We start from the raw sequence: 21,471 nt of genomic DNA, 5'->3' as shown, positions 1-21,471 counted from the left end.
CTTGCCTCTTGCTTGTGGTTTCAACAAGCAGAAAGCCAGTTACTATTGTCTGAAACTTCCTGCTATTTACATGCAAGTTAAGCAGGTCAATGTGGGTGATAATCTAATACTTTCTTTCGTCACCCGTAGGTGTTCACCCATGTAGTACTTACCAAATTAATTGAAGAATATAGCGCTGATGGGTGGTGGGATTTTTTTGGCATAATTACTTTTGTAGGCGGGTGATCACCCGTAGGTGACCACCCGTATACGCATCATTTAGTAATGACTGCACCTTGCTTTTTGTTATCAGGGCGAATAATCATATCTATCGCCTGAGCTTTCCTCGAACCAGCTTTCAATTCCTCGTCTGAGAGACCAAACTCCTCGTCTAGCCATGGAATGATCGTCTTGGCTAGCGGCTTATCTCCCAGTTCTTTGTCCACCCAGACCCGCTGCCAAGCATTAATAGCGATACTCAACAGCTTTGGCATTCCATCCTCATCTTCTCCAGAGAATAGAGAAGCAAAATCTTCGGGCTTAAATGGGAAATCATCATAGCGCTTGCTTGCCCATGCAGTGACTACTTTCGGCTTAAATAATTTATCCGCATCAAAGACTCTATCGCCTTTACTAACTCCGGATTTCTCTATGCACTCCAAGGTTTCAGCCCGCACAGCACGATTGATGGTTTCCTTAACCTTTTTAATTGCAACGTAGAGTTTCTCAATCTGTTCATCGTCTTTTCCGTCAACCCCTCTAGATTCATCTGGATCATGACCACAACAAAGTTGTGCGCACTCATCAAGTGTCCATAATGGCTCATTCAGCCATCTCTCTTTGTTCATGCCGTACCTCCCAGTGAGTCAAAATACTCGCCCAATTTAGTCAGCCATACTCGCTTCTCGCTGTTGTAAGTATGTCGGTTATATAGACCAGCAACACCAGAGAGTTTGTGATGCAGGATTGATTCGGCGACCTCCAAAGGACAACCTAGCGCTGCAAGGTGTGTACGCGCTGTCTTGCGCAGATCGTTCGGTGACCATTTAGTCACAGGACAAATTGTGTGATTTTTGTAGTTATCTGATTGTGACCGACCAGAATGGGCATAGACATCAACCCCCAATACCTTCTGTTGTATTGAACCACCAGTACGGGACGGAAACCACAATCCATTACCAGACCTTCTATTTGCGATAGCAAGTGCAGTACCAGTCAGAGGTACAAGATGGTCAGAGTGGTGCTTTTTCATCTCTTTGGCAGGTATGACCAGCCACCAGCCATCCATATCCTGCGTGAACCACTCATCCCTCAGCTTGCATACTTCGCCACTTCTCAGACCAAGGTATAGTGTCAATGTAAGTGCATCCTGAACGGTACGAGAGTAATGATGCATCCAAGGCAGTAACTTCCTGAGTTCCTCCTCCTTGAGAAAACGCTCACGCTTGCCTTGTGTGAGCTTACCTCCGGTATCGGTGTTGATCTGACAAGCGGCTTTGGTACGTCCGGTATTGATGGAATAACGCCATGCCCTAGCCAACTCCTGACGGAATACCCGTGCTACATCAGGTGCACGTTTTGCGATCGAAAGGATATGTTCATGCAGATATTCCGGCTCTACATCCATAACAGGAAGAATTGCCAATTCACCGAGATCACGTTCAAGTAGACGCCTCACTTCTTTTGCGCCTTTTGGTTTTCGCTCTTTCTCAACACGCTCCGAAAGATACTGCTCAACCATCACAGCAAAGACGAATAAGCCTTTCTCTGCCTCACGGGCTTGGTGGCGAGCTTGCTCCTTCTTCTGATCTGCTACCAGCCGAGGGTCTAGATGCTGCTCCCGCAGCTTACGCTGCGCTAATAGAGCCTCACGAGCCTCGGATAGCTCCATTGCAGGATAAGTGCCTAGTTTGATCTGTTTGAGTTTGTCGTCAGCCCTGTAGCGATACATCCAAGTCTTCGTACCATTCTTGTTCGCTCTGAGTCTCAGTCCACGGTACGGGTGTGCGTCTGATATGACACCGGACTTGAGGTTTTTAACCTTCAGTGCGGTCAGGGGCTTTGCAGGTATTGGTTTGCGTCTGCGTGATGGCAGCTCTACAATATCAGCAGTCACATTAACCTCCTTCTCAGGTTTGCGTGGTCAGCAAACCCAGTGTTAGCGCACTGGGTTTTGTGCTTCAACAGAAGGAAATACTACACTTCCTTTGTTAAAGTGTAGCATATTACACTATATGCTACACTAAAAACTGAGATTCATTGATGTTCATTGAAACCTGTAGAACGGAATTGAAAAGACAGATACACATGAAGAAGCCTTGTTAATACTGATGAAAAAAGACGATAACAACATCAAAGCTAGTCAGAACAAGGCACAAAAGAACACCCAGAAAAATTCTCATACCCCGATGATGCAGCAATACCTGCATTTGAAAGCAGAAGTTGGAGATATGCTGCTCTTTTATCGTATGGGTGATTTCTACGAACTTTTCTATGGTGATGCAGAAAAAGCCGCTCGTTTGCTCGACATAACACTGACAAAGCGCGGCAAATCTGCCGGAGGCGTTATACCGATGTGTGGCGTGCCCTATCACGCCGCGGAGAACTATCTTGCTCGCCTGGTGCGTGCCGGTGAGTCTGTCGCTATCGCCGAGCAGATCGGTGACCCGGCAACCAGTAAAGGACCGGTTGAACGCAAGGTGGTACGCGTCGTCACACCAGGAACAGTCACCGACGAGGCGTTGCTTGAAGAGCGACGCGACAACCTGATTGCAGCCCTTTGCCACAACGATGATTATGGGCTCGCAGTGCTGGACATCAGCAGCGGGCGATTCTTTCTTCAGCAACTCGACAACAGGACAGATCTCAGCGCGGAGCTTGAGCGCCTGCAGCCGCAGGAGTTGCTCGTCTCCGAAAGCCTGAATACTGAAGAGAGCCTGGGACAGCAAACCGGCATCACACGCAGGCCTGAGTGGCATTTCGAATTCGACACTGCAACTGCAGAACTGACGCGTCATTTCAGCACCCGCGATCTGAGCGGTTTTGGGTGTGACGATGTGCCGCTGGCGGTCGCGGCAGCGGGTTGCCTGCTGCAGTATGTCGAGGAGACTCAGAAAGGCACACTGCCGCATCTGCGTGGCATGACGATCGAGCGTCACGATGACGCCATCATTATCGATGCGGCAACTCGTCGTAATCTTGAAATCGAACAGACGGTATCCGGTGACAGGAAAAATACCCTTGCCGGCATTCTCGATCACACCACTACACCGATGGGTAGCCGCCTGCTTCGTCGCTGGCTCAACCGTCCGCTACGTGATCGCCTCATCGTCAGCAACCGTCATGATGCAACCGAGGAGCTGACCCGCTCCGGCTGTGATGCAGAAATCAGCGAATTGCTGCGTGCCTGCGGTGATATTGAACGTATCCTTGCACGTGTTGCACTGAGAAGTGCACGCCCGCGCGATTTTGCCACCCTGCGTGATTCGCTGCATCTGCTGCCAGAACTGCAGCAACTGCTGCAGCCGTTCAGCGAGGGCCTGCTGACTGAGCTGGCGTGCATGGCAAAGCCCCGCCCTGAAACAGCCGCCCTGCTGCAGAGAGCGATTATCGACAATCCTCCCGTGGTACTACGCGACGGTGGTGTCATTGCAGTCGGTTATGATGCAGAACTGGATGAGCTGCGTGACCTGTCACAGAATGCAGACCAGTTCCTGCTCGATCTCGAAATGCGCGAAAAGGAGCGTACCGGTATCGCCACGCTCAAGGTCGCCTATAACCGGGTGCATGGCTATTACATCGAGATCAGCAAGGCACAGGCTGAATCCGCACCAGACGAATATGTACGCCGCCAGACACTGAAAAACGTTGAGCGCTTCATCACCCCGGAACTGAAAAAGTTCGAGGACAAGGTACTGAGTGCACGTGAACGTTCGCTGGCACGTGAAAAGGCACTCTACGATGAGCTGTTTGATCTGCTTGCAGCAGAAATCAGCAGCCTGCAGGAAGCAGCTGAAGCCGTCGCCACTCTCGACGTACTGGCCAACCTAGCCGAGCGCTCAATGACACTCGGTCTGACGCGTCCGCAGCTGACAGAAGAGAGAGAAATCTCGATCAAGGCAGGTCGCCACCCGGTGGTGGAATCGGTCAATGATACGCCATTCATCCCGAACGGTGCCGAGCTCGGTGACGCACGCACCATGCTGATCATCACCGGTCCCAACATGGGCGGTAAATCGACCTACATGCGCCAGAATGCGCTGATCGTGCTGATGGCCTACGCAGGATGTTTTGTGCCTGCTGAGGCGGCAAGTATCGGCGCGATCGACAGGATATTCACTCGCATTGGCGCATCGGACGATCTAGCCGGTGGACGCTCGACCTTCATGGTTGAAATGGAAGAGACAGCCAACATACTGCATAACGCGACCGAATACTCACTTGTGCTGATGGATGAGATCGGGCGTGGCACCAGCACATTCGACGGCCTCTCACTGGCTTGGGCGTGCGCGGTTGAACTGGCAACAGGGCTGCGCTCGCTGACCCTTTTCGCTACCCACTATTTTGAACTCACTTCCCTCCCGGAAGAGTTTGACGGTATTGTCAACGTACACCTCGATGCTGTTGAACAGGGAGAATCCATCGTATTTCTGCATGCAGTCATGGAAGGGCCTGCAAACCAGAGCTACGGTTTACAAGTTGCCCAGCTAGCCGGTGTGCCGAGAGCCGTGATTCATCGTGCACGTACCAAGCTGGTGAGCCTGGAACAGGGCGATGCCGCAAAGTCAGACTTGTCCAGTAGCCAGCTGCCGCTGTTCAGCCCGGATCCGGAGCCTGATAGCAGAATTGAGAAGGAGATTGAGGAGATTGATCCTGATGAGCTGACACCGCGAGAGGCGCTGAGCCTGCTGTATACACTGAAGGCACTGCAGCGGGAGAGTTGAATCGCCCCTGGGATGAGGCTCCTGCATGGTTTGTGCGGTGTTCGGATCCCGGGCCTTCGCCTTTCTTCGTCCGGGATGACGATGTTTGTGCATTATACAATTCCGTCATCCCCGCGAAGGTGGGGATCCGGGTATTGCATCATTCTGTAGGAGCGGCGCCATCGCCGCGATTGTCACCACGAGCTCGACCCGGGGTTCATCAGGAACAGTGCACACACTCCTGGATGTTGGCTCAAGGCCGGCATGACGAGGGTGGGTGTGGATACCGGCTCAAGGCCGGTATAACAATGGCCTGAATGCGTCTTCTGCTCTCTTAGTTCTCGAGTTCATCCAGCGCAGCAGCAATCTCGCCACCACTCATTTTTGTCCAGTTGAGGCTCGACTTGGAACCATCGGCAAGGAAAATCGTCGGGGTTGAATTGATGCCCAACTCACGTCCAATTTCCATGTGCTTGTCGATTGGCGTATCACAAGATGCCGTTGCCATCTTTTTGCCTGCCTTGGCTTCGGTCAGCGCCTTGTTTCTGTCAGCTGCACACCAGACAGACTTGGCATTTTCATAAGAGCTCGGCGTGATAACCGGCAGAAAAACATACTTAACGCGAATATCGGCGGCTGTCATTTCACCCATCTTCTTGTGAAAGAGCTGGCAGAAAGAGCAGTTCACATCGGTGAAGACAGTCAGCGTGTGCTTCGCATTTTTCTTGCCATAGATGATCATCTCTTCATCGCTGACTGTATCCAGTACAGGCTTGCGAATTTTTCCGAGTGTTTGCTCAGCAAGGTTGCGCATGCCCTCGTCGATTGAAAGCACATTGCCGAGAACAATATATTTGCCATCTTCGGTCAAAAAGAAGACTTCCTGCCCGAGAACTACCTCGCGCAAGCCACTGGCAGAAGATTCATTAATTGTGAATTCCGCACCCTTGGCGTCAAATTTCTCCAGTATTTTTTCTACCTGCTTTTGCAGTTGAGCATCCGATGCTGGCGCGGCAGACACCATGGCAACCTGGCCCAGCAGCAGTGAGGCGAAGATGCTCGAGAGAATCAGTTTCAATTTCATTTCTATTCCTGTTGTTTGATTTCCACCTGGTAGAGACCCTGCTTTTGACAGAAAACTTGCAAAAAAATTCGCTACCAGGCGACATAAATAACATCGCGCATCATACGCGAAATCAGGGCAAACATCTTCCCCGGGATTTATCGGTTTGCTCGCCCTTCAGGCACGCGGATGGTGCTTTTTATAGAGATTTTCCAGGCGCTCCCTGGCGACGTGGGTGTAGATCTGGGTGGTGGAAAGGTCACTGTGCCCGAGCAGCATCTGCACAACACGCAGGTCGGCGCCATGGTTGACCAGGTGGGTTGCAAAGGCGTGGCGCAGCGTATGGGGCGAGAGATGGCTCTTGATATCCGCCGTCTGAGCATGCTTGCGAATTCGATACCAGAAGGCCTGGCGTGTCATGCCCCCTCCCCGCCGTGTCGGAAACAGGGCGCTACTGACCTGTTTTTTCAGCAGTTCGCCGCGATGCTCTGCGACAAAGCGCTGAATCCAGTCAACGGCCACCTCTCCGAGAGGTACAAGGCGCTCCTTGTCACCCTTGCCAATCACGCGTACAAGTCCCTGGTTGAGGCTGACCGACTCCATGCCAAGACCAACCAGCTCGGAAACACGCAGCCCGGTCGCATAGAGCAGTTCCAGCATGGTGCGATCACGAAATCCTTCCGGCGTAGACAGATCAGGCGCCTCGAGCAGCGCCTCAACCTCGCCCTCGGTGAGCGACTTGGGCAATGGCCGTCCCAGCCTTGGCGCCTCGATCTGCGCAGTGGGATCAGTCTGAATGCGCCCCTCCCTGCTCAGCCACTGGTAAAACTGGCGCGCCGCGGAGAGAAAACGTGCCACGCTGCGACTGCTGTGGCTGCTACCGGCGAGTTTCGCGAGGTATGACTGCAACTGGTCACGGCGTACGTTAACCAGCTCACACTGCCCGCTTGCACTCAACCATTCAGAGAGTTTACGCAGGTCAGTCTGATACGCCGACAGTGTATTGCGACTGAGGCCGCGCTCAAGCCACAGGGCATCCGCGAACGCCTCTATCTGTGTCTGATCGGCCGCGCGCACGGTTTTCAAATTTCGACACCCTCATGTTTCAGCAGCCATGACTTGATTTGCGGCCAGCTGCCGTTACTATGCCCGTGAAACCCCCCCCTGCCATTGGCGGCTACCACGCGATGACATGGCACTAGCAATGAGCAGGGGTTGGTTCGACATGCCTGTCCTATCGCGCGTGGGCCGCTGCCAAGTGACTTTGCCAACTCACCATAGGTCACCACCTCGCCGCTGCCGAGTTCACGCAGGGCACTCCAGACACGCTGTTGGTAATCTGTTCCGGAGAGTGAAACCGGCAGCGCCGACCAGTTTGATGCATCTTCGAAATAGGAGTCGAGCCACTCTTTCAGCCAGGCGTGCTGCGCAGGCGTTTTTGCGCGGCTGACGTCAGGCTGGAGAGTGACATCAAAAGCCTGCTTGCCATCGAGGTTGATGCCAACCTTGCCAACTGGCGTATTCACGACGAGATCAAAGTTCATTCTTTTCTCTCCACCAGGTTAATCCAGACGCAGCTCATCTTTAAGTGCAATTGGTGTCGGCAGTTTCTGCACGATCCAGTAGGACGAACCAATGAAACTGAACAGGGTTGCAAACTGAATCAGGTAGGCAGCCTTGTGGCCGATCACGGATGCCTCGAGTGCCACCACTGAAACCAGCAGGGAAAACTCGCTCAACTGGCCAAGGCGTATACCGATCTCCGAGGCGCGTTTTTTCGACTCGCCGAGGCGTTCAATCAGCCAGCGGAACACCGGTGGTTTGAGCGACAGGCTCAGTGCAGCAAGAATCAGCGCTGGCAGCAACACCGGCATGGCGACTGACAAGTCCATTTTTGCACCCAGGGCAAAAAAGAAGAGTACCAGGAAAAAATCACGCAGCGGCTTGAGGCTCTCGGAGACAAACAGCGCAATCGGACTGGAGGCAAGCGCAACGCCGGCAATGAAGGCACCAATCTCGGCAGAGAGCCCCATGGCAAGCGCCAGCTCGGCAAGACCGAGACACCAGCCGATGGCAGTGAGAAAAATATACTCCTGAATTTTGTCGAAACGCCTGATCAGCCTAATCAGCAGGTAGCGGGTAATCAACCAGGCAATCAGTCCGAGCAGCGGCAATTTCAGAATCAGCAGCAGTGGCGTCCACACGGATTCAATACCGCTGCCACGTCCCTGGATATAGATCAACAGCCCGATTGCCAGCAAGTCCTGCAATAGCAGGATGCTGATGATGAATTCTCCGGTACGCTGGTGGTGAAGCACACTGGTTGGCAGCAATTTGAGGCCAATGATTGTACTCGAGAAGGTCATTACGGCACCGATCAGCAAGGCCTCTTCAAAACCAAAGCTGAACACCAGCGCGACCAGCATGCCACCGAGACCGAAGAGCAGAGAGCTCACCAGTGTAATCCAGGAGGTTTTGCGCATCATGTGCAGCAATTCTGCAGGATTCAGGTTCAGACCCAGCAGGAAAAGCAGGAAGATGATTCCGATATGCGAGATATCCTCGACCAGTCCTGCATGCCCTACCCATCCAAGCACCGAGGGTCCGAGCAGAATGCCAAGAACAACGTAGGCGACTAGCAGAGACTGGCGCGCATAGAGGGCCAGTGTCGCCATCACGGCAGCACCGGTGAAAATCAAAAAAATGGTAAAAACAAAGGGATCCTGTTCCACGCCAACTACTATTTTCAGTTGCAAACTATTAACATACCATACTGCTGAATCAGGGTTTTTTCCTGTTTTTTGCATGCAACTCTTTTCGTTTCATGAATTATCAGGTAACGTATTTTGCTTGTCTGAAAAGAGAGTTTCTGCTATAGATAGCGCGCTTGAATATTTATCGTGCTGAATTTGGGCCCGACTTGACGATTTCAACGGGCCGATAACGAGCGCAAATGATCCCGGATCAGGAGAACCCTATGCCCGCAAAGAAAAAAGCTGCGGCAAAGAAAAAGGCAACAGTTAAAAAGAAAGTTGCCCTGAAGAAAAAAGTTGCTGTGAAAAAGAAAGCAGTAGCCAAGAAAAAAGTTGCTGTAAAAAAGAAGGCAGTAGCCAAGAAAAAAGTTGTGGCAAAAAAGAAGGCCGCGACAAAGAAAAAAGCGACCGCTGCCCAGGCAAATGACAGCTCGCTCCTCGGTACCTTTGGTTTCGCTCCCTACGAGCCGACCAAAAAAGAGGAGTACATGAATGAGGCCCAGGAAGAACACTTCCGTGCCATTCTCAACGCCTGGAAAGCGAGCCTGATGGAAGAGGTCGACCGTACCGTGCATCACATGCAGGATGATGCGGCCAACTTTCCTGATCCGAATGACCGCGCTTCACAGGAGTCGGAGTTCAGCCTCGAACTGCGCACACGTGATCGCGAGCGCAAGCTGATCAAGAAAATCACTTCCACTCTCGACCGCCTGGATGCGGGAGATTACGGCTGGTGTGACTCATGTGGTGTCGAGATCGGCATTCGCCGCCTCGAGGCAAGGCCAACAGCTGACCTTTGCGTCGACTGCAAGACACTCGAAGAGATCAAGGAAAAACAGATGGCCTGAGGCCACTGGCTTGGCAGCATGCCCGAATCAGCGGCATGCTGCCCCATCTGAACGATGCGCCACTATCGCGGACGTTTCGCCCCTACCCCATCCGGACCACTTCACTTTGGCTCGCTGGTTGCAGCAGTCGCCAGTTATCTCGATGCCCGTCATCACCAGGGTGATTGGTTCGTACGTATCGATGACCTTGACCAGCCCCGTCAGAAACCCGGATCTGTTGAATCCATTCTTGCCACGCTCGAAGCACTGGGTTTCGAATGGGATGACGAGATACAGTACCAGTCTCGCCGAACCGAACGTTACCAGGCACTGCTCGATGAACTGAGTAACAGGCAACTCGTCTACCCATGCAGTTGCAGCCGCAAGGAGATCGCAGCCGAGGCAAAAGCTGGAGTCGACGGACTTGTCTACCCGGGCACTTGCCGCAGCGGTATGCGTGAAGGTGCAACCCAGTTTTCATTCAGGATCATTACTGACGAGAGTGTGATTCAGTTCAACGACCGTATACAGGGAACTTACACCCAGCAGCTGGACAGGGATATCGGTGATTTTGTCCTCAAACGGGCCGATGGCCTGTTCGCCTACCAGCTGGCAATCGTCGCTGATGACCATGATCAGAAAATTAACTCCATCGTGCGTGGGCGTGACCTGCTGGTCTCCACACCCAGGCAGATCTACCTGCAACAGCTGCTGGCCATGGAAACACCCGATTATGCACACGTGCCCCTGGTGATGGATGACAACGGAAACAAACTCAGCAAGAGTGATGCGGCACACCCTGTTGATACTAAACGACCACTTGAAACGCTTAATCTCACACTCGATTTTCTCGGACAAGCTGCGGTTGAAGCCGATACAATCGACAGCTTCTGGCAACAGGCAACCAGAAACTGGTTAATAGAACAGGTCCCGAAATGAACATACAGGATGAAACGCCTTACGTACTCCTTGGCGGTGAAGAGAGAGTGCGTGAACTGGTCGATCGCTTCTACGACTACATGGATGAACTGGAAGAAGTTGAACCGGTCCGTGAGATGCATGCGAAGAGTTTGCGCGTGTCACGAGACAAGCTTTTCAAATTTCTCAGCGGCTGGCTCGGTGGTCCAGGACTCTACGAAGCCGAGTATGGTCACCCCCGGCTGCGCCGTCGTCACATGCCCTTTACGGTCACGGAGGAAGCACGGGACCAGTGGCTATTATGCATGAATAAAGCTATGGATGACATGGATATAGAGCCTAAACTTCGAGCATTTCTTGATAATGCTTTTTTGCGTACGGCGGATCATATGCGTAACCAGGAACACTGAGTATTTTCAAAGTATCATCGTGGGGCGATTATGCCATCAATCACAGGGCTTTCATTAGTTCTCCACCTGTTCTATACTGAATTTAGTAGAACACAAAGAGAACCTCGATATGTTTGACACCCTGACTCGCAGACAACAGGAGATTTACGATTTCCTGTTCAACAACCAGGAACAGTTCGAACACCCGCCCACCCTATCCGAACTCTGTACGGCAATGGGATTGAGTTCCCGCGGCTCCATGCATAAGCAGGTACAGGCATTGATTGAAGCCGGGCTTGTCGAACCAATGAACAACCAGCGCAGGGGCATTCGCCTGACTGCAAGCTCGATGCAAAGCAGTGGACACGATAGCGGACTGCCGTTGCTGGGGCGCATCGCCGCAGGACAACCGATCGAGGCCGTCTCCACACCGGAAACGCTCGATGTTCCAACATGGATGCACACACAGGCTCCCTGCTACGTGTTACAGGTAAAAGGAGACTCAATGATTGATGAAGGGATTCTGGATGGCGATTTCGTCGTCATAGAGAAGCGTTCGCACGCACGTAATGGTGAAATCATCGTTGCCCTGGTCGAAGGTGAAGAAGCCACCCTGAAACGGATTGAACAACAGGCGACGAGTACAATTCTTCACCCTGCCAACGCGAGCATGTCACCCATGACATATCGTCCTGACCAGGTCGAGATTCAGGGTGTACTGGTGGGGCAGATGCGTAGTTACGTGCATTAGAAAACCCGATCGCGGCGGGGGCGCCGCGTTTAATATGACAATGACACAGCCTAAAACAGGCCTGGACTCAAGCGCTGACCATCAGCTCTTTCATATCAGCAACTGCTGCATGCCAGCCAGAGAAGATTGCACGACTGACAATCGAATGACCGATATTCAATTCGATGACACCCTCTAACCTGGCAACAGGCTGTACATTGTCATAATCGAGTCCGTGTCCCGCATTCACCTGCAGACCGAGCTCACTCCCCTGGATAACTGCCTTACGCACCTTCTCCAGTTCGGCTTCACGCTGCAGCTGGTCTGCGGCATCCGCATAGTGACCGGTGTGAATCTCGATAACAGGTGCACCCACCTCTTTAGCAGCTTCCAGCTGAACTGGATCGGCATCGATAAAAAGTGAAACCCGAATACCTGCCTCTGCAAGTGCAGCACAATAATCTGTCAGCATCTCCTTCTGGCCTGCAACGTCAAGCCCACCTTCAGTGGTGAGTTCCTCGCGCTTTTCGGGTACCAGGCAACAGTCGGCCGGCCCGATGCGTTTGGCAATCCCGAGCATCTCTGTTGTTGCTGCCATCTCGAGATTCATACGTGTTTTCAAACGGCCAATGAGAATTTCAACATCATTGTCCTGAATGTGGCGTCGATCTTCACGCAAGTGAAGCGTAATGGCATCGGCACCTGCCTCCTCGGCCATGAGTGCTGCCTTTACCAGGTCGGGATAAGGTGTTCCGCGCGCCTCACGAAGTGTTGCCACATGGTCAATATTGACGCCAAGTAATCTCTTCATCATGGTCAATTATCCGAAAAGCTCCCTGCTTTTTAATGGTTTGTAATCAAGGTGATAGTCAATCACGCGACGCAACAGCTGCTTCGCTTCCTGACGTAGCTGAATATCATCACACGTCTTATTGTGCAGTGCAATCAATGTCCTGCCCGAGATGATATTCGAGGTGTCTGCTGATAGCTCGACAGGAGATTCAGAAAAGCCCCTGCCCTTTTGGTAAAGGTAGTTTCTGCCCGGTTCAACTGGCTCGTTTTCGAGCGTCACGTCGGTTACCAGCTCATATCCTGCTGCCTGCAGCAGGCGCATCTCAAACAGGCGCAGACTCCAATCCAGGGGGATCTCCCCAACGAGGCTTGAGAGTGTTCTGATGTAATCACCGAAGAGTTGGTCATGTGGCTCAGATCTTGGCACCAGGCGCATCAGCAACTCGTTGAGATAAAGGCCGCAGAAGAGAGGTTTGCCAACCAGGCGATCAAGCTGATAGTCATCCGGCTCAACCTCGTGCAGGCTTTTCACTTCCCCACGCCCTCCCCAGCCAAGCCTCAGTGGAGTGAAGGGCTGCAACAGTCCGGCCGTACTCCCCTTGGCACCGCCGCGAGAAACTGCAGGGAAACGTCCTTCGCCTTCAACGAAAAGTTCCAGCAGCAGGCTGGTGTTTTTGAAAGGACGCCGATGAAGCACAAAGGCGCGCCTCAGCAGTATGCTCATTGATCGGTATAGCCCAGGCTGGCGATAGAGCGCTCATCGGATGACCAGCTCTTTTTAACCTTGACCCACACGTCCAGCCACACCTTGCGTCCGAAACTGCTCTCCATCGACTCACGTGCGATGCGTGCAGTCTCTTTCATGGCTCCACCCTTGTGGCCAAGGAGTATGCCCTTCTGACCCGGCTTTTCGACCCACACAACCGCCGAGATTCGATAGCGTGATCCCTCGTCTTCGAATCGCTCGATCTCGACCGTCACTGCATAGGGAAGCTCCTTTGCATAGCGGCGCGTCAGCTGCTCTCGCAGCAATTCGGCTGCAAGGAAACGTTCAGACCTGTCAGTGACTTGGTCTTCCGGGTACCAGATATCGGCTTCCGGAAGCAGTTTCATCACTTCTGACTCAACCACGTCGACCTGTTTTCCCTGTAATGCAGAGGTTGGAATCATCTGCTCGAACGCATATTTTTTACTCAGCTCTGCCAACAACTGCAAAGCCTCTTCACGCCGTTCGAGCTTATCCATTTTATTAAGCACGAGAATGGTCGGTCTGCCTGAACGTTTAATACCCGCGAGGACTTTCTCATCCTCTTCAGTCCAGCTGCCTGCCTGCACGACAAAAACAATCACATCGACATCGGGCAAGACAGATTCTGCCGTCTGGTTGAGGATACGATTTAGCGCCTTGCCGCCGCGCTTGTGAATGCCCGGTGTATCGACAAAGAGTATCTGGCCTTCATCGGTGGTTTTGATTCCGAGAATTGCATGGCGTGTGGTCTGGGGTTTATGTGAGGTAATCGCGATTTTCTGACCAATCAGACGATTGATCAGCGTTGACTTGCCGACATTTGGACGTCCAACGATAGCTGCATACCCGCAGCGCGTGACTTTATCTTCACTCTGCATCGACTTGTTCCAGTAGTGCGGCTGCGGCAGCCTGTTCTGCCTTGCGGCGTGACCTGCCTATCCCTTCGGATGTGAGTTGCAGGGATTTCACGTTGCACTGTACGGTAAATGTCTGGTGATGCTGTTTACCTTCTGTGCGCAGGATTTCATATTCGGGCAGTTCGAGATTGCGCGCCTGCAGGTATTCCTGCAATCGTGTCTTGGAATCCTTGCCGCAATCATTCAAATCGACCGCCTGGAGACGACTGTCAAACAGTGACAGGATCAGCTTATGCGCCTTGTCGATGCCGCCATCGAGATAGACGGCAGCGATGATAGCCTCGATCGCATCAGCCAGGGTTGAGTCACGTGAGTGTCCACCACTGCGCTGCTCTCCGACGCCCATCTCAAGATATTTTCCAATATCGAGTTCTCGCGCCAGGGAAGCGAGTGTCTCGCGCTTGACAAGTGATGCACGCAAACGGCTTAGCTGCCCCTCACTGGCCGCCTGGAAGCGCTTGTAGAGCCAGTCGGATATCACCATGCCGAGAATGGCATCACCGAGAAATTCAAGGCGCTCGTAGTTGTTACCGCCGGCACTCCTGTGTGTCAGTGCGAGTTCCAGCAGCGCAGGCGAGTCGAACTGATAGTTGATCAGCTCGGACAGTTTCATCAGGGGAAGTTTCAATTAGGAGGAATTTCCACGGAATCGTCAAAATGCAGCAACAGATCGATATTTAACATATATTTTTTCTGTACCGAGTAAGTGACACGTAATACCGTGTGCCTCGTCTCTTCCTTGACAGTGAAATTCTTCTTGTCAAATTCGTAGATCGAATTGGTTCTCAGACGTTTGAAAAACAACTCTTTCATTTGGCTTGTGCTCTTCCCCTTCATGGTCGGATCTTGCTGAAGCTCCTCAAGAATACCGACGATCGTCCTGTTTTGCATGTAAGCCGGCACCGCCTTGAACGCAAAAGTACCGACCAGCACTGCGGCAACGATCAACAACAGGATCGAGAGAGTTGATTCGCCCCGCTGATTTTTCTGTTTATTTAATAGTTTCACCAATACGACTCCACTCAACAGGGAACCCCGGTAAATCAGAATCAAAATTCATCCAGATCATCGAGGCTCGACCAACCAGATTTTTCTCGGGGACGAGACCCCAGCAACGGCTGTCGTTACTGTTATCCCTGTTATCCCCCATTGCAAAATAGTGCCCCTCAGGGATTCTCACGGGACCATCAGCCAACACCTGGCAGCCCGGTCCGAAATCGGGACGGCGCCGGTTAATCAGCACACTATGCTCAACGCCATCCAGTTTCTCACTAGCATGTAATACACCAGTCTCGCGCTTTCCTCCGCCAACACCATTGTAGATTTCCAGTCCTTCAACCTGCTGCGGCTGACCGTTGATATAGAGGATCTTGTCACGATAGGCGACAGTGTCTCCGGGAACGGCAACCACTCGTTTAATATAGTCGATAGAATCATTCATGGGAAATCTGAACACCACAACATCACCTCGTTGCGGTGATCCGGTATCCATGATCTTGCTGTGGCTAACGGGCAGCCTGAGTCCATAGGCATACTTGTTGACGAGAATAAAATCACCAACCAGCAGTGTCGGCATCATCGAGCCCGAGGGAATTCTGAATGGCTCGAAGACGAAAGAGCGCAGAATCAGGACAATCAGAAAGACTGGCAGCAAAGAGTGCGACAGGTCGACCAGGAAGGGTTCCTTGACATCCTTTTTGCGTCGTTTACGCAGGTAGAGTCGATCCAGAAGCCACACGACTCCCATTACAACGACAACTAATACCAGCACTGTTTCTATATCAAAACTCATTCCTGCTCCATTTAGAGATTAAAGGTCATTATGCCTTTTCAGTTAATCCTGGCCAACCTTGAGTACTGCCAGGAATGCATCCTGGGGAATCTCAACACTGCCAACCTGCTTCATGCGCTTCTTGCCCGCTTTCTGTTTTTCGAGCAGTTTTTTCTTACGCGTGATATCACCACCATAACACTTGGCCGTGACATTTTTGCGTAGCGCCTTGACTGTTGAGCGGGCAATAATCTTGCTGCCGATCGCAGCCTGGATGGCGACTTCGAACATCTGTCTTGGTATCAGCTCTTTCATGCGCTCGGTCAACTCGCGACCACGGCTCTGCGATGCGTCCCTGTGGACGATGACAGAGAGCGCATCAACTGCTTCGCCGTTGATAAGGATATCCAGCTTCACCAGTGGTGCAGGCTGGAAACGCCTGAATTCGTATTCAAAGGAGGCATAACCGCGACTGACTGACTTGAGGCGATCGAAAAAGTCGAGCACCACCTCGTTCATCGGCAGCTCCCAGTTAATCTGTACCTGGCCACCGAGATACTGCATGTTCTTCTGGACACCACGTTTCTCGACACACAGTGAGATAACCGGACCAAGCATATTCTGGGGCACGAGAATGGTCGCCTCGATGATGGGTTCACGGATCTCGTCGATCTTGGAGGGATCGGGCAAATCTGCCGGGTTATCAACCTTGATCACCTCGCCGTCGTTACTCAGCACCTCGTAAATTACAGTCGGTGCTGTTGTAATCAGGTCGAGATCATATTCACGTTCAAGGCGCTCCTGCACGATCTCCATGTGCAGCATGCCAAGGAAACCGCAGCGGAAACCGAAACCGAGTGCCTGCGAGGTCTCGGGTTCGTAATGCAAAGCCGCATCGTTAAGACGCAGTTTCTGCAGCGCATCGCGCAGACTCTCGTAATCATCGGAGCTGACCGGGTAGAGACCGGAAAAGACACGCGGGCGCATCTCCTCGAAACCGGGCAATGGCTGTTCGGCCGTCTTATCGAAATGGGTCACGGTATCACCGACAGGTGCACCGTCGATCTCCTTGATACCGGCGATCAGAAATCCAACCTCACCCGGGCCGAGACGTCCGGTAACTGTCTTCTTGGGAGTAAAGACACCCACGTTGTCAGCCTGGTGCTGACGGCCGGTCGACATGATCTTGATCTTGTCCTTGTTCTTCAGCACGCCATTGATGACACGCACCAGCGAGATAACCCCGACATAGGAGTCGAACCAGGAATCGATAATCAATGCCTGTAGCGGCTCATTCTCGTCGCCCTCGGGCGGTGGAATGGTTTCAACCAGCTTGTCGAGCAACTCCTTGATACCAATGCCTGTCTTGGCGCTGACATGCAGGGCATCCTCAGCCTCGATGCCGATAATCTCCTCGATCTCGTTAATGACGCGATCAGGCTCGGCAGAGGGAAGATCAATCTTGTTCAGTACCGGCAGTACCTCGAGGCCCATTTCGATTGCCGTGTAGCAGTTGGCTACGCTTTGCGCCTCAACACCCTGGGCTGCGTCAACAACCAGCAATGCACCCTCGCATGCAGCGAGTGAACGCGACACCTCGTAGGAGAAATCGACATGTCCAGGGGTATCAATGAAGTTGAGCTGGTAGGTCTCACCATCGCTCGCGGTGTAGTCGAGAGTGACGCTCTGCGCCTTGATGGTAATTCCGCGTTCTCTTTCGAGATCCATGGAATCAAGCACCTGGCTGTCCATTTCGCGCTCGGTGAGACCGCCGCACAGCTGGATAAAACGATCTGCAATCGTCGATTTACCATGATCGATGTGCGCGATGATGGAGAAGTTACGTATGTGGCTCAGGTCTGTCATTAGTGGTGATGTTTGTGGTGTCCGGCACTGAAGGAGACCGCCTGCTTCTATCGCACAGCACGGTCAAAAGTTTGCATATTCTAACGAATTTCTGCGCAAACAGGGAGATTAATCCGGATTAACCAGAAAGGCGTCGAGAAGTTCCGGATCGAGAAAATAGTTACAGATGACACGTTCACCGTGGGCCAACACCGGGACCATATCTCCGTAGCGTGTTTCGAGACTCTCATCACGCGAAATGTCGATACAGCTGAATTCAAGGTTATTACGGGAGCGGTAGTCACCCAGCTCGTGCCACATCGACTCGCACAGGTGACACCCCTCCCGGTAATAGAATTCCAGCCTGACCATTCAGCAGCCCCGGCTAAACTCTAGATCAATCAGAGAGTCGAAGCGTCAGCCAGCGTGAACCTTCTTTTTGTTGTACCAGGATCGCAATCGGTTTCTCTTTTGGCAGTTTTTCTACTCCCTTCCTGAAATCATCAACATCCATTATGCGGTGACTCCCGATCATGGCGATGACTTCACCAGTACGAATACCCGCCTTGCGTGCAGGTCCCTCCTGCACCTCTTCGACGATGACGCCGCCCTCTGCGATTCCGAGTTCATTTCGCTGCATCTGGGTCAGGTTCGAGACCACGAGACCCAGAATTGTCTCTTTCTCTTCAGGCTCAGGCTGCGGCTCTTTTTCCAGCATGGCAAGCTGCTCATCAGGCAGTTCGCCTATATTGACAGAGATAGTCTTCTCGTCACCCGCGCGCAGCACAACAACCTGTGCCGGACGGTCGATACTTGCCGAGCCAACCATGGGTGGCAGCTTGGATGACTTCTCAACTGGCTTGCCGTTGAAACGAATGATGATATCGCCGACCTGCATGCCCGCCTTTTCAGCCGGACTGTCAGGCATGACACGAGCCACAAGCGCTCCCATCGGTTTTTCCATATCGAAGGATTCCGCAAGCTCCCTGGTTACGTCCTGGATCAACACACCCAGCCAACCACGCGAGACCTTGCCCTTGGAGCGCAGCTGATCAGCGACATTCATTGCCACCTCGATCGGAATCGAGAATGAGAGCCCCATAAAACCACCGCTGCGGCTGTAGATCTGGGAGTTCACACCGACGACTTCACCATCGAGATTGAATAGTGGTCCGCCTGAATTACCCGGATTAATCGCCACATCCGTCTGGATGAAGGGCACGTAGTTCTCTTCGGGAAGACTGCGACCTTTTGCACTGACAATACCTGCAGTGACCGAGTGATCAAAACCGAAAGGCGAACCGATAGCCAGAACCCATTCACCAACCTTGAGATCTGCCCCGTTGCCAACTTTCACGGTTGGCAGTCCATCCGCATCGATTTTCAGTAGTGCAACATCAGTCTGCTTGTCAGAACCGATAATTTCAGCAGTGAATTCGCGCCTGTCGGCAAGACGTACAATCACCTCATCAGCATCATTCACAACGTGGTGATTGGTCATGACATAACCATCTTCACTGATAATAAAACCGGACCCCAGCGACTCGCTTTTAAAGTCAGGCATCTGGTCAAAATCGAACTGCTCACCAAAAAAACGTTTCAGCAAATCATCAAATGGTGCGCCACCAGGCATCTCGGGTATATCAAAATGATGCTTCCCGGACTTATTACCGGATGTGCCATTCTGCTTAGTGCTGATATTCACCACCGCAGGTGAATTCTTCTCTGCCAGCTCGGTAAAATCAGGCAACTGCGCATGCGCAACTGCAGAGAACAGAAGAGTTAGCGTCATCAGAAATGCACTTACTGGTGCAGTGATTGTCCTTATCATTCAGGTTACCTCGTCAGATTATCCAGTGATACATGATTTCCGGAGACGGAATCAGTTGAACGGCGCAGTTGAATCTCACCAAGCGCTTTTTGTCGGCGCATACGGCTTACCATGAAAAGTACCAGTCCCATGCCGAATAGACCACCGACAACCTGAAATAGTTCCTGCGGCAGTGCTAGCTGGATAGCAATGGAATTTAGCAGCATGGCACCGGCAATCAAGCCCAGCAACGGAAACAGGTAGAGTCGCAGGCTGCCGGAAATAATCGCCTCTTCTGCGATCGACAGGACAACCCTCTCTCCGACAACTGCATTGATGGTATTTGGCAATTGCAGCTGTTGCTGGCGACCGGGAAAAAGTGAAGCGACAATGGAGGTACCACATCCAGATTTGGCACTGCATGAACCGCATGCAGACTGCTGCTCAACCCTGACCTCGATCAAATCACCTGCTACAGCAGTGACAACTGCCTGCTCCTCGATCATTTCCCTGCCGAATTGCGCCTGGCACTACGCAGGAATATCTTGAGAGTATCAAGCGGCGCTTCACCGACTACTGTCAGCTTATGACCATCGACCTTGGTAGAAAGAATACCGACGCCCCCCACGCTGGTCTGGCGGTTATCCTGACCACCACTACCATTCTCTATGTAGAGAGAGAGACGCGTAATACCGTCCGAAAAAACAAAATGGTCACGAGCCTGTCCCGCCGGCTCTGTGTGACTGTAAAGCTCAATAATGAAGCCCGCAGGGATCCCATCAAAACTCCACTCGCCGTCATACTCAACCGCTTCGACGGGTGTCTCGCTAACCTCCTGCGGCTGCGTATCCATTTCCGAGATTTCGATCGTCGTAAACATCATTTGGGAGATGGTGGCGCCTTTGCGGTCAACCACAACACGCCTCAACGGCAGCGCAGTCTCTTTATCAAGATAGAGTCTGTGTCCGTAGCGAAAGGCATCCTTGGGCATTACTGCAACAAGTGTGACCGGGCGGCCTGCAACACGCTCATCACCAATCACCTCAATTCGATAAAGGCTTGCGAGACGCTCAGGGTCAAACGATGCAAGTGTTGGTAAATGTGAACGTCTGCGTTCGGATACTGAAGGCCTCTCTTTATCCGGAGTCAGGCGGGTGATGGTGTAGTCGTCACGGATAATTTCACGTTTCGGGCCGGTCAGTGTCGACAGGTGTTCTTTTTCAAAACCTTCCCTGACGCTATGCACAATATGCATGGCATTGAGGACTTCGCCGGTCTGGTAGACGAAATCGCCCTCATAGTTAAGATTACGCACAGTTTGCGTCATGCGATCGAGAAGCGTTGTTGCCTCGTCTTGTGCAACTGCAGGGGTAAAAAGCAGGAGAGTCAGTGCGAGACTGATTAAGGTACGTTGCATAAACGAAGGATCGACGGAAAGTTTCAGAATCCCTCGTAACCTACCATGGTTGCCAATGGTAGACCAGTGCCAAGTGAACCCCTTGAGAGGCTCTCGTGTTCTTCAAGATAGATCTCAAGTCCATGCCTGTCTGAGCTTGGTTGCTCTGCGTCAGCAGGGGAAGAGACTGTAGTGGGCGCCATCACAACCGCAGGGGCATTGCCACTATTTGCTACAAATGCAGGCTCCTGCACATTTGTTGAAAGGGAGTTGACGCCGAAAATGACTGCAGCTGCAACACCTGCGGCAAGTGCACCGCCGGAGGCAAAGCGCTTGATGCCCTGTGAAATCCCGCCTTTTATCGCAGCCGGTGCCAGAATAACAGGCTCCTCTGCCAGCTGGTTATGGATGCTCTCGAAAAGGTCTGCGTGGTTGATTTCAGCTGTTTCGCCATTGAGACAGGCACGAACGGTCTGATACCTGGCAAGTGTTGCTTTCGCCTCCTCTCGGCTCAGCAAGCTGTCGACTAGCTGCTTGCCATCCTTGTACGAAATTTCACCATCAAGCAGAGCAGAGAGTTGTTCCGGTTCGGGATTTGTCATCTTCTTCAT

General features: G+C 52.3%; 23 protein-coding genes. 5 read left to right on the top strand and 18 right to left on the bottom strand.

Translation table 11 applies throughout. From position 1 onward, the window contains the following. Positions 1-254: 254 nt before the first annotated feature. Complete coding sequence (locus tag BOW06_RS07205) at positions 255-827, bottom strand: hypothetical protein (protein WP_078453190.1); 573 nt, start codon at positions 825-827, stop codon at positions 255-257. Continuing rightward, positions 824-2,095, bottom strand: a complete 1,272-nt coding sequence (locus tag BOW06_RS07200) for a tyrosine-type recombinase/integrase (protein WP_078453191.1) — start codon at positions 2,093-2,095, stop codon at positions 824-826. Before BOW06_RS07200 ends, BOW06_RS07205 begins: the two co-directional genes overlap by 4 nt. A gap of 214 nt (positions 2,096-2,309) precedes the next feature. On the opposite strand from BOW06_RS07200, the gene mutS reads away from it, so the two are divergent. Beyond that, complete coding sequence (mutS, locus tag BOW06_RS07195) at positions 2,310-4,922, top strand: DNA mismatch repair protein MutS (RefSeq protein ID WP_078462838.1); 2,613 nt, start codon at positions 2,310-2,312, stop codon at positions 4,920-4,922. Positions 4,923-5,235: 313 nt separating this feature from the next. On the opposite strand, the gene BOW06_RS07190 is transcribed toward mutS, so the two are convergent. The 4 genes from BOW06_RS07190 to BOW06_RS07175 all read right to left on the bottom strand — a co-directional run bounded on the left by BOW06_RS07190 (position 5,236) and on the right by BOW06_RS07175 (position 8,696). Then, the gene (locus BOW06_RS07190; RefSeq protein WP_043118643.1) at positions 5,236-5,985 is read right to left on the bottom strand and encodes a DsbC family protein; all 750 of its coding nucleotides are present in this window, start codon (positions 5,983-5,985) and stop codon (positions 5,236-5,238) included. A gap of 156 nt (positions 5,986-6,141) precedes the next feature. After that, positions 6,142-7,041 (bottom strand): site-specific tyrosine recombinase XerD, encoded by a 900-nt coding sequence (gene xerD, locus BOW06_RS07185; protein ID WP_078453215.1) that lies wholly within the window; start codon positions 7,039-7,041, stop codon positions 6,142-6,144. A gap of 5 nt (positions 7,042-7,046) precedes the next feature. Then, a complete protein-coding gene (locus BOW06_RS07180) occupies positions 7,047-7,508 on the bottom strand; it encodes a methylated-DNA--[protein]-cysteine S-methyltransferase (RefSeq protein WP_078454591.1) in 462 nt (153 codons plus the stop codon). A gap of 18 nt (positions 7,509-7,526) precedes the next feature. Beyond that, positions 7,527-8,696 (bottom strand): cation:proton antiporter domain-containing protein, encoded by a 1,170-nt coding sequence (locus BOW06_RS07175; protein WP_043118639.1) that lies wholly within the window; start codon positions 8,694-8,696, stop codon positions 7,527-7,529. 245 nt (positions 8,697-8,941) lie between these two features. Here BOW06_RS07175 and dksA point away from each other — a divergent pair, with 245 nt between their 5' ends. The 4 genes from dksA (at position 8,942) to lexA (ending at position 11,602) form a co-directional block, all read left to right on the top strand. After that, positions 8,942-9,565 carry an RNA polymerase-binding protein DksA gene (dksA, locus tag BOW06_RS13240; protein ID WP_230209670.1) on the top strand — a complete coding sequence of 208 codons (624 nt, stop codon included), beginning with the start codon at positions 8,942-8,944 and terminating at the stop codon, positions 9,563-9,565. A gap of 54 nt (positions 9,566-9,619) precedes the next feature. Beyond that, complete coding sequence (gene gluQRS / locus BOW06_RS07160; protein WP_043118636.1) at positions 9,620-10,483, top strand: tRNA glutamyl-Q(34) synthetase GluQRS; 864 nt, start codon at positions 9,620-9,622, stop codon at positions 10,481-10,483. Further along, the gene (locus BOW06_RS07155) at positions 10,480-10,872 is read left to right on the top strand and encodes a group II truncated hemoglobin (protein ID WP_179115140.1); all 393 of its coding nucleotides are present in this window, start codon (positions 10,480-10,482) and stop codon (positions 10,870-10,872) included. The genes gluQRS and BOW06_RS07155 overlap by 4 nt, the downstream gene beginning before the upstream one ends. Before the next feature lie 109 nt (positions 10,873-10,981). Beyond that, complete coding sequence (gene lexA, locus BOW06_RS07150) at positions 10,982-11,602, top strand: transcriptional repressor LexA (protein WP_043118634.1); 621 nt, start codon at positions 10,982-10,984, stop codon at positions 11,600-11,602. Positions 11,603-11,669: 67 nt separating this feature from the next. Here lexA and pdxJ read toward each other — a convergent pair whose 3' ends face one another. From pdxJ to BOW06_RS07090, 12 genes are all read right to left on the bottom strand, one after another. Then, on the bottom strand, positions 11,670-12,395 hold the full coding sequence (gene pdxJ / locus BOW06_RS07145; RefSeq protein WP_370602488.1) for a pyridoxine 5'-phosphate synthase: 726 nt from the start codon (positions 12,393-12,395) through the stop codon (positions 11,670-11,672). Positions 12,396-12,401: 6 nt separating this feature from the next. Next, positions 12,402-13,097, bottom strand: a complete 696-nt coding sequence (gene recO, locus BOW06_RS07140; protein ID WP_043118631.1) for a DNA repair protein RecO — start codon at positions 13,095-13,097, stop codon at positions 12,402-12,404. After that, positions 13,094-13,999, bottom strand: a complete 906-nt coding sequence (gene era / locus BOW06_RS07135; protein WP_043118629.1) for a GTPase Era — start codon at positions 13,997-13,999, stop codon at positions 13,094-13,096. The genes recO and era overlap by 4 nt, the downstream gene beginning before the upstream one ends. Then, positions 13,989-14,651, bottom strand: a complete 663-nt coding sequence (gene rnc, locus BOW06_RS07130) for a ribonuclease III (protein WP_078454598.1) — start codon at positions 14,649-14,651, stop codon at positions 13,989-13,991. Before rnc ends, era begins: the two co-directional genes overlap by 11 nt. Positions 14,652-14,662: 11 nt before the next feature. Continuing rightward, on the bottom strand, positions 14,663-15,046 hold the full coding sequence (locus BOW06_RS07125; RefSeq protein ID WP_043118627.1) for a DUF4845 domain-containing protein: 384 nt from the start codon (positions 15,044-15,046) through the stop codon (positions 14,663-14,665). After that, positions 15,030-15,830, bottom strand: a complete 801-nt coding sequence (gene lepB / locus BOW06_RS07120) for a signal peptidase I (RefSeq protein ID WP_043118625.1) — start codon at positions 15,828-15,830, stop codon at positions 15,030-15,032. Before lepB ends, BOW06_RS07125 begins: the two co-directional genes overlap by 17 nt. A gap of 42 nt (positions 15,831-15,872) precedes the next feature. Then, positions 15,873-17,675, bottom strand: a complete 1,803-nt coding sequence (gene lepA / locus BOW06_RS07115; protein WP_043118623.1) for a translation elongation factor 4 — start codon at positions 17,673-17,675, stop codon at positions 15,873-15,875. A 108-nt stretch (positions 17,676-17,783) separates the two neighbouring features. Beyond that, positions 17,784-18,026 (bottom strand): glutaredoxin family protein, encoded by a 243-nt coding sequence (locus BOW06_RS07110; RefSeq protein ID WP_043118622.1) that lies wholly within the window; start codon positions 18,024-18,026, stop codon positions 17,784-17,786. A 25-nt stretch (positions 18,027-18,051) separates the two neighbouring features. Then, entirely contained in the window at positions 18,052-19,485 is a 1,434-nt protein-coding gene (locus tag BOW06_RS07105) for a DegQ family serine endoprotease (protein ID WP_078454589.1), read from the bottom strand. 5 nt (positions 19,486-19,490) lie between these two features. After that, positions 19,491-19,970, bottom strand: a complete 480-nt coding sequence (locus tag BOW06_RS07100; protein ID WP_052132329.1) for a SoxR reducing system RseC family protein — start codon at positions 19,968-19,970, stop codon at positions 19,491-19,493. After that, positions 19,967-20,881 carry a MucB/RseB C-terminal domain-containing protein gene (locus tag BOW06_RS07095; RefSeq protein ID WP_052132328.1) on the bottom strand — a complete coding sequence of 305 codons (915 nt, stop codon included), beginning with the start codon at positions 20,879-20,881 and terminating at the stop codon, positions 19,967-19,969. The genes BOW06_RS07100 and BOW06_RS07095 overlap by 4 nt, the downstream gene beginning before the upstream one ends. A 23-nt stretch (positions 20,882-20,904) precedes the next feature. Further along, positions 20,905-21,471, bottom strand: a complete 567-nt coding sequence (locus tag BOW06_RS07090; protein ID WP_043118620.1) for a sigma-E factor negative regulatory protein — start codon at positions 21,469-21,471, stop codon at positions 20,905-20,907.

Origin of the sequence: Solemya velum gill symbiont (genome assembly GCF_002020255.1) — a bacterium.
In the GTDB taxonomy this organism is placed as follows: domain Bacteria; phylum Pseudomonadota; class Gammaproteobacteria; order Chromatiales; family Chromatiaceae.
Note: the sequence above shows the minus strand (reverse complement) of the source record. Positions and strands in the feature narration are given on the sequence as shown.